Origin of the sequence: Micromonospora sp. NPDC049679, from assembly GCF_040659735.1 — a bacterium.
GTDB lineage: Bacteria > Actinomycetota > Actinomycetes > Mycobacteriales > Micromonosporaceae > Micromonospora_I.
Genome location: NZ_JBFANZ010000035.1, coordinates 20,311 through 35,922, shown reverse-complemented (window position 1 = coordinate 35,922; position 15,612 = coordinate 20,311). Strand labels below are relative to the sequence as shown.

Sequence of the window (15,612 nt, the reverse complement as noted above, 5' to 3'; positions counted from 1 at the left end):
GGCGCGCCCGGGTGGAGATTGCGTCAGGGTTTCGACTGAACGACGCCTATGTCAATAGTCTTAAATAAATTGATCGATGCGTGCGGATCATGCGGCGGCGACGCGACCCACGTCCGGATTGGGAGGATTGACGGATCTGGCCATGAGAGGTTGGCGGATCAGCCGGTCTTTATCAGGAAATACCGCAGTTAACGCGGAACTGACACCGGCGTGTCGCGTTGAGCAGTGACGTGACACCGGTACCCCATGATGATTCGATCAGGTCCAGAAGACTCACCTCGCTGCTGTTCTGCGGGGCTCTAGCGGGGGTCGCGGTCGCGGCGGCGGCGTTCCCCATCGCGGCGGTCTCCGGTCTCGCGGCGAAGGCCGGCGCGGAGACCTTCGAGGCGTTGCCCAGCGAGCTGATCACCAAGCAGGCGCCGCAGGCGTCCGAGGTGTACGCCTCGGACGGCAAGACGCTACTGGCCCGCTTCGCGGACGAGAACCGGCGCGACGTGACGATCACCGACATTGCCCCGACGATGCGCGACGCGATGATCGCGGCCGAGGACCACGACTTCTACCGCCACAACGGCATCGACGCCAAGGGCATCGCACGGGCTTTCGTCGCCAACAAATCCGGCCAGTTCCAGCAGGGCGCGTCCACCCTCACCATGCAGTTCGTCCGGATGTCGATCACCTACGCGGCGACCGATCCCGCCGCCGTCGTCGCGGCGAGCGAGGACACGGGCGGACGCAAGGTGCGCGAGGCGCGGCTGGCGATCCAGGTGGAGAAGAGATTCTCCAAGGACGAGATTCTCGAGCGATACCTGAACATGGCGCCCTTCGGTAACGGCGCCTACGGCGTCTACGCGGCCAGCCAGCTCTACTTCAACAAGCATCCGCGCGACCTCACCGTCGACGAGGCCGCCATGATCGCGGGATTGGTGAAGTCGCCGTCCGACTTCAACCCGCTGACCGAGGCGGGGGCCCGCGCCACGCTGGACCGACGCAACTGGGTGCTCCAGCAGATGCGGGAGACCGGGTCGATCACGACGGAGGAGGCGGTGGCCGCCCAGACGGTCACGCTGCGGGTCAAGGGCGTGCAGCCGCCCAACGGATGCGTGGCGGCCCGCTTCAACGACTGGGGTTTCTTCTGCGACTACTTCTACCGGTGGTGGATGGGGCAGGCCACGTTCGGGGTCACCGATTACGACCGTGAGCGACGGCTCAAGGGGGGCGGGTACCGCGTGGTCACCACGCTCGACCCCGGCACGCAGAGCGCGGCGCGGCGCAACGTGAGCAAACGGATCCGCGACGACAGCCCCAACGCCCTGATGGTGGCGGCCGTCGAACCCGGCAGTGGGCGGGTGCGGGCGCTCGCCGCCAACCGCACCTTCGCGCTCGACGACCCCACCGAGCCGCACAACCGGCTCTCCTCCGACCCGGCCAAGGCCGCGAAGGGGATCCGGGGCAGCTATCCCAACACCACGAACCCGATTCTGACCGGCGGCGGCGACATCCTCGGTTACCAGGCGGGCTCGACTTTCAAGATCTTCACGTTGATCGCGGCGCTGCAGCAGGACTATCCCCTCGACTACACCATCAACGCGCCGACGGTCTACCAGTCCAAGTACGTCGGCGCCTCCGGCACGTCCGCCTGCCCACGCAGTCAGCGCTACTGTCCGCGCAACGACAACGACGCCATGGCCGGCGTCCATAACGCCTGGACGGCCTTCGGCGGCTCGGTCAACACGTACTTCGTCCCGTTGGAGGAACGGGTCGGCGCGGAGAACGCGGTTGACGTGGCGCGCCGGCTCGGCATCACGTTCCGCGCGCCGCACGAGGCCGACATCGCCAGCGACCGGGCGACCGCGAACGGCTGGGGTGCGTTCACCCTCGGTGTCTCGGCCACCACGCCGCTGGAGGTCGCCAACGCGTACGCGACGCTCGCCGCGGACGGCAGGTTCTGCGATCCGACGCCGGTGCAGGAGGTCCGGGACCAGACCGGCACGCAGCTCGCCGTCGCCGAGACGCGGTGCGAGCAGGCGATCTCGCCGGAGGTGGCGCGCGCCGCGGTGGACGCGGCCCGTTGCCCCGTCGGTGACCAGTCCGCCTTCGGCGAGTGCCGTGGGGCCACGGAGCCCGAAGCACGCCGCGCCGTCGGCCATCCGATCGCCGGCAAGACCGGCACGACGGACAACCACCGCACGGCGACGCTGGTGGCGACCACCCGGTCGCTCGCCGTCGCCGGCATCCTCGCCGACCCGGACTGGCCGGACAGCAGGGCGGAGATGAGCCACAAGATCGTCAACCCGGCGGTCTACCGGACCCTCGCCGACGCGATGAAGGGGAAGAAGAAGCAGGACTTCAGCACTCCGGAAAACCGGCTGGCGTACGGCGAGCAGGTCCCCGTTCCGGACGTGTCCTGCAAGAGCGTCGCCGAGGCCACGATAATGCTGAAGGGGGCCGGATTCCTCGTGGAGGTGGACGCCCGGCCGGTCGAGTCGCGCTGCCCGAAGGACACGGTCGCGGGCACCGAACCCAGCGGCCACACGGTCGCGGGCGGGGTGGTCGTGATGCGGGTGATCGGTCCGAACCCGAAGGACGTACGCCGATAGCGGCGTCGTGGCGGGTCGAGCCCGCCCCGGGGTGACCGGGTGAGCCGCAGAGCGGGCTATTCGAAGGACCGGGGCGGCTGCTCGGGCATCGCGAAGGGGTCGCGGACGGCGTCGCGGCGCTTGCGCCGCTCGCGCGCCTCGCGCTTCTTGCGGCGCTGCTCCTCGCTGTAGCGCTTGCGCGCCTCCAGGTCCCGCTTCCATCCGTCACGGGCCGCGGCGCTGGTGCCCTGCACGGCGTTGTCCACCGTGGGAGGGCCGAGGAACTTGAACAGGACCTCGAACAGCCGGTCCCGCTTCACCGGCTTCTCCGGCGCTGGCTGATCCGACCCGTTCATCCGAGTCACTCCCGTCCTCATCGTTGCCGACACACAAATAGTTTGTACACCAAGAGAAGTATGATGCACGGGAGAACGGGAGGTCGCGTTGGGTGACGTGGGAGCCATCAGCGAGGGCGTCGTCAGCGATCCGCTGGCGTTGGAGCGGCAGGTCTGCTTCGCCCTCTCCGTGGCATCCCGCGGCGTGGTGGCGCTCTACCGTCCGCTGCTGGAGCCCATGGGGCTCACCCACCCGCAGTACCTGGTCATGCTGGCGCTGTGGCAGCACGCGCCCCGCTCCGTCAAGGAGCTCAGCGCGCTGCTGCAGCTCGATCCGGGCACCCTGTCTCCGCTGCTCAAGCGCCTGGAGGCGGCCGGACACGTGCGGCGCGAACGAGACCGCACGGACGAGCGGGTGCTGGCCGTGACCCTGACCGCGGCCGGCGCGGCGCTGCGTGCGCGGGCCGAAGCCGTGCCCGGGGCCGTCGTCGAGCGCCTCGGGATGAGCCTGGACGACCTGCGTGACCTGCACGCTGCGCTGACCCGGGTCATCGCCGCCGCTCAGCCGTCCTGACGCCCGACCGCACGCCTGCGCTGCGCGCGGCGGGCATCGCGGCGACGTCCGCCCGTCCGGACGTGTCTAGGACCGCCCCGCCCACGGCTGCGGCTGCGTCAGCGAGCCCAGGATGTCACTCAACTCGAGTGCCCGCGGCACGCGGCGCGGTGGCCCGATCACCACCACGCTGACGCCCTCGGCGGCGGCGGCGTCCGTCACCGTCACCAGCGTGTCCATGCCGACGGCGTCCAACAACGTCACGCCGTCGAGATCGAGGACCAGTTCGGCGACATGGTCGACGGTGATGGCCCGTTCGACAGCGGCGATCAGCAGGTCCACAGTAGACCGCTCCAGCTCGCCGTCGACCGCCAACCGTACGACGCCGTCGTTGACCGGGTGCTTCGTGACCGATAACTTCATCTGACCTTCCGACCCGTCATCCACGGGATTGTCCGGTGTGCCGCAGCGACCCGCTCCGGCCCCGTGTGCCATCGTCCTCCCGGCCGCCCGCTTTCTCAGCATTTCGGCCGAACCCGCAGGGGCGGATACCGAGGCACCCCGACGGGAGACCGTCGGGGCGCCTCGCCCTTCACGGGCAACTGTCGTCACTCACCGTCCGGGTTCGCCGCGGGGTCCGCGGCGACGGGGGTCGGCAACGCCGGGGTCGGCGTAGCGGCCGCCGGCGGCGCCGGCTGTGCCGGCGACTTCAGTTCCTCGGGCACCGGCAGGGCACTGCCCTTGACGTACTCGGCCCAACTCATGTCCCAGGCGGTCCAGCCGTTACCGCGGTCCAGCTTGACCTCGGTGCCGCGGATCGTCACCAGATCACCGACGTGCGTGACCTGCATGAGCCAGTTGGCGTTCGCCGGAGAGACGTTCGTGCACCCGTGTGACACGTTGCGGTAGCCCTGGTCGCCGACGGACCACGGCGCCGAGTGGATGAACTCCCCACCCCAGGTCAGCCGCTGGGCGTCATCCACGTCAACCACGTAGCCGCCGTTCGGGTCACCTCTGGTGTCGAAGGTGGTGCGGTCAAACTTCTCCATGATCACCATCTTGCCGCTCGACGTCGGTGTGCTCGACTTGCCCATGCTCACCGGGATCTTCCTGGCGAGCTTGCCGTCCTTGAAGACCGACATCTGCTTGGTCGCATTGTCGATCTCAACGGTGACCTTGTTGCCGATCTTCGCCGACTCGCCGTGATCGGTGTCGCCGTACCTGTCGCCGATCGGCAGCCCGCCGAGCGCCGCCCGAACGTTGATCTTCGTGCCCGGCTGCCAGAACTCCGCCGCCCGGTAGTAGACCTGCTTGCCGTCCTCGTCCCAGTGCCACACCCCGGGCTGCGGAGGATCGGTGGTGACGAAGAGCCGTCGCTGCACGGCGGCGCGCGTCTCCTTCGACACGGCGTGCTCGAAGCTGATCGTGACCGGCATGGCGACCCCGTACGTGCGGCCCGTGGTGAAGTAGAGCGTGGTCTCGTTCTGCTTGGCCGGCTTGCTCATCGTGGTGAAGCTCGCCGTCTGCGTCGTCGTCCGCCCCTTGTCGCTCACCGCCGTCACCCGCGCGGTGTAAGACTGTTTGTGCTTCAGCGCCGCATCCGGCAGCCACGTCGAGCCGTCCGCGCGCATCGCGCCGCCGACCTTGGCGCCCGCGGCGTCGGTCAACGTGACCTCGGTGATCTTCCCTCCCGTCACCGTCGCCCCGATCTCGGCGCTGACCGGCACGTTCCTGCTGTCCGTCGCCGGCGTGATCGCCACCGTCGGCGCCGGCGGCACCGCCTCCTTATTCTCCGGTTTGCCGGTGCACCCGACCAGAACCAGCGGCGCAGCCGCGGTGATCACCAGGCACAGCCCTGTACGCCTTCCCTTCACGATCCCCACCTCTCTCCCCGACCCCCGCCACATCTTCTCCGGCCCCGCGAGATCGTGTGACGGGTTCCGGCGAGTAGGTTCTGGCGAGATTCGGCCCGATCGCCGAGACATAGAAGCCTTTGCTGCCAACGGTTTCCGCCGACCGACGCGCATGCGGACCCGCCCGGTCGATCCGGCGCCGCCGATCGGGGACCCACGGCCGTCGAGTGGTTGGGCACCACCTCCTTTCACCTACAGTGGACGGACCGTGGATCGTTGCCGCGCGCGCGGCCCGGCGGCGGGAGCCGCACCCACCCGTGACGCCGCGCGCACGGGGAGTCGCGGTGGCGCTCTGCGCGTCACGCGGGCACTCCGGACGCGGCGTCGATCGCTACGCTCGCCCGGTGCTTCTCCGCCACCTCCGGCCGCGGCACCCCCGGCCCACGGCCACCCCGACCCGGTTCCGTCGCCTCGCCGCCGTCATCACCGTGGTGATCGCCGGCGCGCTGGCCGGTGGCGCCAGCCCGGCCGCGCCGCACTCGCGTGGTGGTGCGCCCTCCGCCACTCCTGCCGCCCCGTCGTCCCCGGGTGGGCCGGGCAATTCCCGCGGCGTCCCCGGTGACGACTCCGGCGCCACCCCGTTGGAGGAGGGGCTGCCCGACGGCCCCTCGCCCCGGCCCGCCGACGCCGGACCGTCGCGCGACATCCTGGCCCGCATCCCGACGTTTCCGGCGGCACCGCCGCCACAGCCGATCACCCTGCCGGCCGGCGCGTCGGCGCCCTGGCTGACCCACATTCCAACAACCCAGCCGGTCGCGTTCATCACCATCGACGACGGCTGGGTGAAGCATCCCCAGGCGTTCGCGCTCATCCGGGCGGCACAGGTGCCGGTCACCCTCTTCCTGACCGTCAACGCGATCCAGGACGACCCCGGCCACTTCGCCCGACTGCAGGCGGCCGGCGCGGTGATCGAAGCCCACACGATCAGCCACCCCAACCTCAGGGGCAGGTCGTACGACTTCCAGCGCCGGGAGATCTGCGGGTCGGCGGACCGGTTGGGCGCGATGTACGGGCGACGTCCGGTGCTGTTCCGGCCCCCCTTCGGCGAGCAGGACCCCACGACGCTGCGCGCGGTGCGCGACTGCGGGATGCGCGCGGCGTTCTTCTGGAAGGAGACGGTCAACAACGGGGTGGTCCGCTATCAGGTGGGGCGCAAGGTGCAGTGCGGAGACATCATCCTCATGCACTTCCGACCGGCGTTCGTGGCCGACTTCCTCGCCGCGCTCCAGGCCATCCACGACGCGGGTCTGACCCCCGCGCTGTTGGCGGACTACCTCCCCGACGGCCCCGAACCGGCGATCCCGTCCAGCCCCGTTTCAGCACCGCCGGGCCGTGATCTGCCGGCGTCGTCCATCTCCGGCGACCAACGGAATTGACCGGGGCTACCGCGCGCCGGCGACCGCGTGCGGGGGTGCCCGACGGGGCAGCCCCCGCACCGTCGGCGATGATCACCCCTGCCAGTCCCGGCGGAAGTCGGGATGGTCGGTGTAGGGGAGCGCCAACTGCCGCAGGATGGACTCGCCGCGCGGAACCACCCCCGTGCCGTGCTGCTCGATCAGCTCCAGGATCGCCCGTTTCGCCCGCACCTCGCGCAGCACCCGGACCGGGTCATGGCGCGCCACGTGCTCGACGACCGCGGCGGCCATCCCCGTCGGGCCGCTGAGCACCCCGGACCCCCGGACGCGCAGATCGCACCGGTCGCCGCTGCCGTCGTACCACGGGTCCACGTCCCAGATGACGTACCGGCCGCTCGGCCCTCCAGCCGCGCGGGCGATGAACTCGTCTTCGTCGAGGCGAGCCCGGAGAAAGAGCAACAGGCCATTGCCCATGCCCCATCTTCACTCTCCCGTCGGGGCGCGGCCAGTCGAGCGCCTGCCTGCCGTGCCACGCGGCGGCGTGGAACCGCATTCACGAGGTCGCGTCGATCGTCGCCTCGAACCGTTCCACCGCCGATCCGGCCCCCTCCCACGCCCGCCGCAACGCCAGCGTCAGCCGGCTCGCTCCCGGCGCGACCACGGTGAACCGCAGCTCCCGTACGCCCCGACCCCCGATCCCCGCGCCCGGCGCGAGGGACTCCTCCCCGGCCGGGGTGAGCACCTCCGGGTCGAACTCCTCGATCTGCCAGCGGTAGCCGGAGGTGGGTGTCTCGTCCAGCCGGACGACCACCACGTCGCCAGCCGAGGCCGGGTGGACACGACCGCCGTCCGCCCTGCCCAGGTTGATCCGCGCCACCTGTCCCCCGGTCCGGTCTCTCGGGCATGTCCTAGTGCGGCAACTCGGCCGCGCAGCACGCCTCTCCGCGATCCTGCAGAAGGCCGTCGAAGTCGGCCCGCTTCATCTTGAACCGTCCGTCGAGCCCCCATCCGGAGCCCCAAGAGTTCTGGAAGAGGTAGGCGTCCTCGGCGTCGAGGCGGTCCAGCATCAGATAGCAGTGGCCACCCGCGGCCGCACCGGTCGGCTTGACGTATCCGGTGGCGTCGGGGGCGAACATGTCATCGGTCCAGGTCGTGCCGATCACCAGCGAGCCCTGGGTGTTGACCCACTGGTCGATCTCCGCGGTGCTCCGGGCGAACGCGAACGCCGCCAGCCGGCCCCGCGCGCGCATCGCCAGGGCGCCCGAACGCACCGTCGACCCGTTCTCGGCGCGCGGCTCCCCGTCGATCACCTTGCACTCGTAGTAGACGGCGTGGGCGTCGGTGTTCTGGTAGGTGCCCGCCACCGGCGTCGCGTCCACCCAACCCGACCAGCCGAACCCCACGCAGTGACCGGTCTGCCCCTGGTCCAGCTGGACGTTCAGCTCCCATGCCGGGGCGGCGTCGCGCGGCGCGACCGGCTCGCGTTGCCGGTTCAGCCAGCGCCAGAAGACGAGGTACGACCGCCAGTCGGAGAAGTAGCTGGTCTCCCGGATCACCTGATCGACGGTCTTCTGGCGTATCGACTCGGGCGGGTCGGCGATCTCCAGGAGCTGCGGGAGGCTCCAGTCGCGGGGGTCCGGCTGGTAGAGCCGGCCCAGCAGGTGTCGTCCGATTGTCTCGCTCGCGCTGCGCGCAGGCGGGTCCACCGCCCGCCGTCGATCCTGTTCCATCGGGCCCTCCCCCACGCGTCACACGGGCACAGCGACTCCTCGGGAATCCACTCTGCCCCGCGACACGGCGCCCCGCCTGGCCGTTGTCACCACAACGTGCGGAGATTTCTCCAGTTCTACCGCACGCCGTCCGGCTCGCGAGTTCTTTCACGCCGCTGGCGTGCACCGCCACAGGTCAACTACGCGGCACGGGCCCAGCTTTCGACTCTGAAGCGCGCCACTTTCGTACGACGAAACAAGGTCTTTTCACGACTGACAAGAGCGCGTAACCTGACTACGGCCATAGAAGCGTTTACATCACCCGATCTTTTGTCGTCAGGTCAAAACTTCCGCTTCGTTCACATCAAAGTGTCCCCGCAGTGACATCACCTGGGCGACGGAGCCCCGCGCGCACCCCCTCCGCGGGCATCGGCGCACCCGGTGATCCCCTGCCGAAACGGCTCAGCTACCGCCGCGGCCGCTCGTCCCCGCCGTGCGACAACAACCTGTCCCGTCGCTAAGGAGTCAGCCCATCATGGAGCTCCACGAACACGACGACCAAACCCCCGAGCCCGTGACCCAGCCGGTCAGCCGCCGCGGCGTGCTGCGCGCCGCGACCGTCGGCGCCGCCGCGATCGGCGCCACCCAACTGCTGCCCGGCGCCGCCCGGGCGCAGCCGGCCGGCACGGACCACCGGGACGCCGCCCGTCGGCGCGTGCCCGTGGACAGAATCAGCATCCAGCTCTACACCCTGCGCGACCAACTCGCGCTCGACCTCCCCGGCACCCTCGCGGCGCTGCGCCGGACCGGCTACACCCGCGTCGAACACGCCGGCTTCGTCGGCCGCAGCGCCACCCAGTTCCGCGCCGCGCTCGACGCGGCCGGCCTGCGCGCCACCTCCGGCCACGTCGGCATCCCGCAGCCGTTCGACGACGCGACCTGGCAGGCAGCGCTCGCCGACGCACACACCGTCGGCTGCCGCTACCTCGTGCATCCGTTCTTCGGTCTCGACTTCGCGACCGGCGAGCCGATCCGCGACCCCGCCCGCTACCGGGCCTTCGCCCGCGACCTCAACCGCGCCGGGCTGCTGGCCCGCCGCGCGGGGTTGGAGTTCGGCTACCACAACCACCAGCTGGAGTTCGTCCGGATGACCGGCGAGCGGCGCACCGGCTTCGACATCCTGACCGCGGAGACCGACCCGCGGCTGGTGCACCTCGAGGTCGATCTGTTCTGGGCGTTCCGTGGCGCGCACGATCCCGTCGACCTGATCCACGAGCACCGCGGGCGGATCCGCCAGGTGCACGTCAAGGACCTCAGCGTCGGCGGCAGCTTCGAGGACCCCGGCCGCGGCGTCATCGACTTCGGCCGCATCTTCGCCGAGGCGAAGGCCGCCGGGCTGGAGGAGTACATCGTCGAGCGCGATGACGCCGGCACCCCACCGCGCAAACCCGCCGACGCGCTCAGCACCGCGCGCGTCGGCTTCGACTATCTCACGTCCCTTCGCTTCTGACGTTCATCGACCACCGGAGGTATCCACAGATGAGAAGGGCCGCACTCCTGGCCTGCATGGCACTGGTACTCGGCGGGCTCACCGCGCCGTCGTCGTCTGCGACGGCCGCGCCCGCCGCCGACGCGGCCGCGCCACCGGCCGACACCAGCTTCCAGAAGGTCACGCTCAACGACTTCCCCGGCGAGCCGGTCAGCCTCGCCGTCCTGCCGGACCGGCGGGTGCTGCACACCGCGCGCACCGGCGAGGTCCGCATCCACGATCCACGTACCGGCCTCAACACGATCGCCGCCCGCGTCCCCGTCTACCAGCACGACGAGGAGGGGCTGCAGGGCATCGCGATCGACCCCGACTTCACCCGCAACCACTGGGTCTACCTCTACTACTCCCCGCCGCTCAACACCCCCGTCGACAACCCGGCGACGCCGGACGTCAACGAGGGCGACGCGCCGTTCGTCGGGACGGAGGCGGACTGGCAGCGCTTCCGCGGATTCCTCCGGCTGTCCCGGTTCAAGCTCAGCGGCGCCACCCTGAAGCTCGACACCGAACAACGCATCATCGACGTACCCGTGGACCGGGGCATCTGCTGTCACGTCGGCGGCCAGATCGACTTCGACGGCCAGGGCAACCTCTTCCTCTCCACCGGCGACGACAGCAACCCGTTCTTCTCCGACGGCTACGTGCCGATCGACGAGCGGGCCGACCGCAACCCGGCGTTCGACGCCCAGCGCAGCTCGGGCAACACCAACGACCTGCGCGGCAAACTGCTGCGCATCCGGGTCAAGCCGGGCGGCGGCTACACCGTCCCGGCCGGCAACCTCTTCGCGCCGGGCAAGGCGAAGACGCGGCCGGAGATCTACGCGATGGGGCTGCGCAACCCGTTCCGGTTCGCCGTCGACCGGCGCTCCAACGACGTCTACATGGCCGACTACTCCCCCGACGCGTCCACCGCGAAGCCCGACCGCGGGCCGGCCGGACACGGTCGGTGGATGGTGATCGACCGCCCGGCCAACTACGGCTGGCCGTACTGCGTCACCCCGGACATGCCGTACGTCGACTACGACTTCGCCACGGGCCAGTCCGGCGCGGCCTTCGACTGCCGCAGCCCGATCAACGACTCGCCGCACAACACCGGTCTGAAGCGGCTGCCGCGCGTCGAACAGCCCGAGGTCTGGTACCCGTACGGGCCCTCGGAGCAATTCCCGGGGCTCGGCACCGGTGGCATCGGCCCGATGGCCGGCCCCGCCTACGTGTTCGACCAGAACAACCCGTCCGCTACGAAGTGGCCCGCCTACTACGACGGCGTGCCTCTGTTCTACGAGTGGACGCGCGACTACATCAAGGAGTTCCGCCTCGACCGGCGCGACCAGGTGCGCGACATCCGGCCGGTGGTGCCCTCGATCGTGGTGGACAACCCGATGGACATGGAGTTCGGTCCGGACGGGGCGCTCTACGTGCTGGAGTACGGCGACGGCTACTTCGCCGAGAACCCGGACGCGCAGCTTTCCCGGATCGACTTCGTCCGCGGCAACCGCACCCCCATCCCGAAGATCAGCGCCAACCCGGGAGCCGGGCAGGCGCCGCTGACCGTCTCGTTCTCCAGTGTCGGCACGGTCGATCCCGACGGCGACTCGCTCAGCTACGCCTGGGACTTCGACGCCGACGGCAAGGTGGACTCGAGGGCGCCGAACCCGACCTTCACGTACACCGCCAACGGCTCGTACCTGCCGACGCTGAAGGTCACCGACGTCACCGGTCGCTCCGCCGCCGCGTCACTGAAGTTCCACGTCGGGCCGGGGGCGCCGACCGTCTCGTTCGTGAAGCCGGTGACGGGTCAGCCGTTCCAGTTCGGCCAGCAGGTGGCGTTCGAGGTCAACGTCGTCGACGACACGCCCGTCGACTGCGCGCGGGTCAAGGTGACCTACATCCTCGGGCATGACCAGCACGGGCATCCGATCTCGTCGGCGACCGGCTGCACCGGCACCATCACGACGTCGGTGGACGGCGGCCACGGCGGGGCGGACAACCTCGTCGCGGTCTTCGTCGCCGAGTACACCGACGCGCCGACCGAGCCCGGGGTGCCGCCGCAGACCGGCACCGCGACCGTGGTCCTCGAACCGACGGCCGGATAGTCCGCGGTACGGATGACCGGGGCCCGCACACCGCGGGCCCCGGTTCCGCGTATGTCAGCCGGCGACCGCCACTCAGCGTCCATTTCGGATAGTCTTCGCAACGGTCCGGCGTGGTGCCGGACGTCGAAGGGAGTGCAGATGCTGGGGCTCGAAGCGAAGCTGTCGAAGGAATGGGAAGGCAAGAGCGCGCAGGATCTGGCGGCCGCGCCGGTCACCGCGATCCAGGGTGTCTCGGAGAGCGACGCCGAGCTGCTGCTCAAGGCGTTCAACATCAAGACGGTCCGCGACCTCGGCACCAACAAGTACTTCCGCTGGGCGCAGTCCATCGTGACGCTGGCGGACTGATGACTTCCGGTGGTACGGGCACCTACCGGCGCCCGTACCACCGGGCCGCGCCCCCTCGATCAGTTGTCGGCCGTCGGCGACGGCGGTAGCCCGATCGGGGTCTTGTCCGGGAGGTAGGCACGGGCCGCCGCGGCGATCGGTGTCAACAGGGCCGCCAGGCGTGCGGTGCGCTCTGTTCCCAGCCACCGCCACGGTGCGGACGCGAGCGCGTCGGTCGTGTGCTCGATCTCATCCCGTGCCGCGTACGCGGCGTCGGCGGCCACTCCGTCGGGGCGCAGCCACCCCCGCGCGGTCAACCGCGCGGCCGCCGCCGCCCACTCCTCATCGGACCAGCCACGGGCCGGCTGCAGCACCTCCCGCGTGCCGTCGAGCGCGGCGCGCCACACCTGAGTCTCGATCCCGTCCAGCCCGGCGACCAGCAGAGCGGCCACGTGCCCGTCGCCACGGTGCTCGCGCAGCACCGTGGCCGCCTGCCACAGCACATCGAGCGCGTCTTCCGGCCAGGGCAGGTCCGCGTTCGCCGCGGCGAGTGCCCGCCCGGCGACGTCGACAGTGGACGCCGCAGTACGCAGCAGCGTCGCCGTCTCCACGACCGCCTCCGGCGGAACGTCCCCGAGCACCGCCGACAGGGCCTGACGGGCGCCCTCGCACCGCGCGGTCAACGCGGCCGCAGGGTCGGCGCGCGTCCACACATCGGGCAACGCCCGGCGCACCATGGCGTCGCTGAAGCCGAAGAACGTGGCGTACACCGGGCCGGCCCCGACCGCGCCGAACGGCGCCGCCCGCCCGGCGAAGTAGCCGCGCCAGAATCCGCGCAGTCCGGCCGCTTCGAACGCGGCCCTGGCCTGCGGCGCGAAATAGGTCACCGCGTGCACCGGCTCGAACAGTGTCCACATGGTGCGGGTCAGCTCCCGCGGGTCGCCTCCCATTCCGGGACTCTCCCATACGGTCGGCTCGGCCGACACCGGACATCGTGCCGATCGGAGGCGGACCTGCTCACCTTTCGGGCCGGGCATCTCGCGACCCAGCGGTCATGATGACGGCCACCGGAGTAGAACAAGGGGTGTGTACTGCTCGGAGATCGACGAGGTGGCGGCGGGCAGGCCGGGACGGCGCCCGCCGACGCTGTCCCTCCGTGTCGCGCGACCGGGACCATGAGGGACCTTCTCGACCGGTTGCTGAACCTGCCGGGAACGCTCGTCTACGTGCTGGTCACGCTGGTGGTCTTCGTCGAGGACGCGCTCTTTGTCGGGTTCGTGCTGCCCGGCGAGACGGCCGCGATCGTCGGCGGGGTAGCGGCCAGTCTCGGTCACGTGTCGCTGCCGGTGATGATCGCGCTCGTCGTGGCGGCGGCGATCATCGGTGACACCGTCGGGTACGAGGTGGGCAAACGGTTCGGGCCGCGCGTGCTGCGGAGCCGGCCGCTACGGCGCCATCAGCACCGCCTGGACCGGGCGAGGGAGTTTCTCGCGCGGCGGGGCGGCGGCGCCGTGTTCCTCGGTCGGTTCACCGCGTTCTTCCGGGCCGTCATGCCTGCCCTCGCCGGCGCGGCGGGAATGCGGTACCGACGGTTCCTGGTCTACAACGTGGCCGGCGGTCTCGTCTGGGGGGCCGCCTGCGTGCTCGCCGGCTACCTGGCCGGCCGCTCGTACCGGACGGTCGAGCCCTACCTTGGGCGTGGTACGGCGATCGTGGTCGTCACGATCGCCGTCGTCGCGCTGGTGCTGTGGCGGATCCGCGCGCGTCGCCAGCGCCGCGATGAGGAGTGAGCGACGCTCGTCCAACCCGCGCCGGCGGACCCTCACCCGGGCAGCGTGAGGCCGCCGATCGGGGCGAGCACCTCGCCGGTGTAGTACGAGGAGAGTTGGTCGCTGGCGAAGAAGACGTACGACGGGGCGATCTCGTCGGGCTGGGCGGGACGCTTCATCGGCACATGATCGCCGAAGCCCTTCACCTTGTCCGCCGGGAAGGTGGCCGGGATGAGTGGGGTCCAGACCGGACCGGGCGCGACGCAGTTGACCCGGATCTTGCGCTTGAGCAGCGACTGGGCCAGCGAGTAGGTGAAGGCGATGACAGCGCCCTTGGTCGCCGAGTAGTCGATCAGGTGGTTGTTGCCCTTCAGCCCGTTGATCGACGCGGTGTTGATGATCGCGGAGTGCTCGGGCAGGTGTTTCAGGGCCGCCCTGGTGACCCGGAAGAAGCTGTGGATGTTGACGTCGAAGGTGTGCAACCACTGCTCGTCGGAGATCTCCTCCAGCGAGTCGGCGTTCTGCTGGTAGGCCACGTTATTGACGAGCAGGTCGAGCCCGCCGAGCTCGCGTGCCGTCCGCGACACCGCCTCCTCACACTGGGCGGCGTCGGCGAGGTCGCCGGGGATCAGCACGCAGCGCCGGCCGGCGGCCTCGACGAGCGCCGCGGTGTGGCGCGCGTCGTCGTGCTCGCAGAGGTACGCGATCGCGACGTCCGCCCCCTCCTTGGCGAAGGCGACGGCGACCGCCCGTCCAATGCCGGAGTCGCCACCGGTCACCAACGCCCGCCGCCCGTCGAGCAGACCGCGGCCGACGTACTCGGTCATCTCGTCGCGCGGACGCGGCCGCATCTCGCGGCTGTCGCCCGGATACGGCTGCTCCTGCTCCGCCGGCAGCGGCATCTGCTCCGGTGAACTCATGTCGCGCCGGTACCCTGGGCGCGAAAGCGGCAAACCAGCTTCGGTGCCGGCGGAGTCACCCGCCGCGGGCCTTGCGGGTGCTGCTGTTGTTGGCCTTCTGGATGGCCTCGACCAGCTCCGGCTTGGTCATCCGGGAGCGCCCCCGGATATCCAGCCTCTTCGCCACGTCCATCAGGTGATCCTTGGTGGCGTTGGCGTCCACGCCGCCCGCCGTCCTGGTCGGCTTGGCCTTCCGGCTGCGGGCCGCCTGGGCGTCACTGGGCCCCTTCCTGCCCTTGGCCTCCCAGCGGTCACCGACCTTCTCGAACGAGTGCTTGACGGCGGAGAAGGCGGTGCGGTGCGCCCGCTCCCCCTCGCCGTACGTGTCGACCGCCGAGTCGTGCGCCTTGGCCCAGGTGTCCTGCGCCTTCTTCGGCGAGCGCTTCAGCGTGCTGGGCATCTCGTTGCGAGCGGGCATCGTCTCCTCCTCCGGTTGCCCTTACCGGCGCGATCGTTCCCCGGCCGCGACGCATACAA

General features: G+C 70.5%; 16 protein-coding genes. 7 read left to right on the top strand and 9 right to left on the bottom strand.

Features of this window, described 5'->3' with window-relative positions:
• Positions 1-230 precede the first annotated feature (230 nt).
• A complete protein-coding gene (locus tag AB0J06_RS20755) occupies positions 231-2,600 on the top strand; it encodes a transglycosylase domain-containing protein (protein ID WP_357430586.1) in 2,370 nt (789 codons plus the stop codon).
• Positions 2,601-2,656: 56 nt separating this feature from the next.
• On the opposite strand, the gene AB0J06_RS20750 is transcribed toward AB0J06_RS20755, so the two are convergent.
• Positions 2,657-2,935, bottom strand: coding sequence for a hypothetical protein (locus tag AB0J06_RS20750; RefSeq protein ID WP_357430585.1), 279 nt, complete (start codon positions 2,933-2,935; stop codon positions 2,657-2,659).
• 106 nt (positions 2,936-3,041) lie between these two features.
• Between AB0J06_RS20750 and AB0J06_RS20745 the strand changes: the two genes are divergently transcribed.
• Positions 3,042-3,488: a MarR family transcriptional regulator gene (locus tag AB0J06_RS20745; RefSeq protein ID WP_357430601.1), complete on the top strand. Its 447-nt coding sequence runs from the start codon at positions 3,042-3,044 to the stop codon at positions 3,486-3,488.
• Positions 3,489-3,554: 66 nt separating this feature from the next.
• Here the strand turns inward: AB0J06_RS20745 and AB0J06_RS20740 are convergent, their stop codons facing one another.
• On the bottom strand, positions 3,555-3,890 hold the full coding sequence (locus AB0J06_RS20740; protein WP_357430584.1) for an STAS domain-containing protein: 336 nt from the start codon (positions 3,888-3,890) through the stop codon (positions 3,555-3,557).
• Between the two features lie 185 nt (positions 3,891-4,075).
• A complete protein-coding gene (locus tag AB0J06_RS20735; protein WP_357430583.1) occupies positions 4,076-5,341 on the bottom strand; it encodes an Ig-like domain-containing protein in 1,266 nt (421 codons plus the stop codon).
• Between the two features lie 383 nt (positions 5,342-5,724).
• On the opposite strand from AB0J06_RS20735, the gene AB0J06_RS20730 reads away from it, so the two are divergent.
• Positions 5,725-6,756, top strand: a complete 1,032-nt coding sequence (locus tag AB0J06_RS20730; protein ID WP_357430582.1) for a polysaccharide deacetylase family protein — start codon at positions 5,725-5,727, stop codon at positions 6,754-6,756.
• A gap of 72 nt (positions 6,757-6,828) precedes the next feature.
• Here the strand turns inward: AB0J06_RS20730 and AB0J06_RS20725 are convergent, their stop codons facing one another.
• From AB0J06_RS20725 to AB0J06_RS20715, 3 genes are all read right to left on the bottom strand, one after another.
• Positions 6,829-7,209, bottom strand: coding sequence for a DUF6221 family protein (locus AB0J06_RS20725; protein WP_357430581.1), 381 nt, complete (start codon positions 7,207-7,209; stop codon positions 6,829-6,831).
• 79 nt (positions 7,210-7,288) lie between these two features.
• Positions 7,289-7,612, bottom strand: coding sequence for a protease inhibitor I42 family protein (locus AB0J06_RS20720; protein WP_357430580.1), 324 nt, complete (start codon positions 7,610-7,612; stop codon positions 7,289-7,291).
• Between the two features lie 31 nt (positions 7,613-7,643).
• Positions 7,644-8,465: a hypothetical protein gene (locus tag AB0J06_RS20715; protein WP_357430579.1), complete on the bottom strand. Its 822-nt coding sequence runs from the start codon at positions 8,463-8,465 to the stop codon at positions 7,644-7,646.
• A gap of 514 nt (positions 8,466-8,979) precedes the next feature.
• On the opposite strand from AB0J06_RS20715, the gene AB0J06_RS20710 reads away from it, so the two are divergent.
• The 3 genes from AB0J06_RS20710 (at position 8,980) to AB0J06_RS20700 (ending at position 12,428) form a co-directional block, all read left to right on the top strand.
• Positions 8,980-9,954 carry a sugar phosphate isomerase/epimerase gene (locus tag AB0J06_RS20710; RefSeq protein WP_357430578.1) on the top strand — a complete coding sequence of 325 codons (975 nt, stop codon included), beginning with the start codon at positions 8,980-8,982 and terminating at the stop codon, positions 9,952-9,954.
• Positions 9,955-9,983: 29 nt separating this feature from the next.
• Positions 9,984-12,083 (top strand): PQQ-dependent sugar dehydrogenase, encoded by a 2,100-nt coding sequence (locus AB0J06_RS20705; protein WP_357430577.1) that lies wholly within the window; start codon positions 9,984-9,986, stop codon positions 12,081-12,083.
• Positions 12,084-12,221: 138 nt separating this feature from the next.
• Positions 12,222-12,428, top strand: coding sequence for a hypothetical protein (locus tag AB0J06_RS20700; RefSeq protein ID WP_357430576.1), 207 nt, complete (start codon positions 12,222-12,224; stop codon positions 12,426-12,428).
• Between the two features lie 59 nt (positions 12,429-12,487).
• Here AB0J06_RS20700 and AB0J06_RS20695 read toward each other — a convergent pair whose 3' ends face one another.
• Entirely contained in the window at positions 12,488-13,357 is an 870-nt protein-coding gene (locus tag AB0J06_RS20695; RefSeq protein WP_357430575.1) for a hypothetical protein, read from the bottom strand.
• Positions 13,358-13,582: 225 nt separating this feature from the next.
• On the opposite strand from AB0J06_RS20695, the gene AB0J06_RS20690 reads away from it, so the two are divergent.
• A complete protein-coding gene (locus tag AB0J06_RS20690) occupies positions 13,583-14,197 on the top strand; it encodes a DedA family protein (RefSeq protein ID WP_357430574.1) in 615 nt (204 codons plus the stop codon).
• Positions 14,198-14,229: 32 nt separating this feature from the next.
• Here the strand turns inward: AB0J06_RS20690 and AB0J06_RS20685 are convergent, their stop codons facing one another.
• Both AB0J06_RS20685 and AB0J06_RS20680 read right to left on the bottom strand, forming a co-directional pair.
• Positions 14,230-15,096 (bottom strand): SDR family oxidoreductase, encoded by an 867-nt coding sequence (locus AB0J06_RS20685; protein ID WP_357430573.1) that lies wholly within the window; start codon positions 15,094-15,096, stop codon positions 14,230-14,232.
• A gap of 55 nt (positions 15,097-15,151) precedes the next feature.
• Positions 15,152-15,553: a ChaB family protein gene (locus AB0J06_RS20680; protein ID WP_357430572.1), complete on the bottom strand. Its 402-nt coding sequence runs from the start codon at positions 15,551-15,553 to the stop codon at positions 15,152-15,154.
• Between the last annotated feature and the right edge of the window lie 59 nt (positions 15,554-15,612).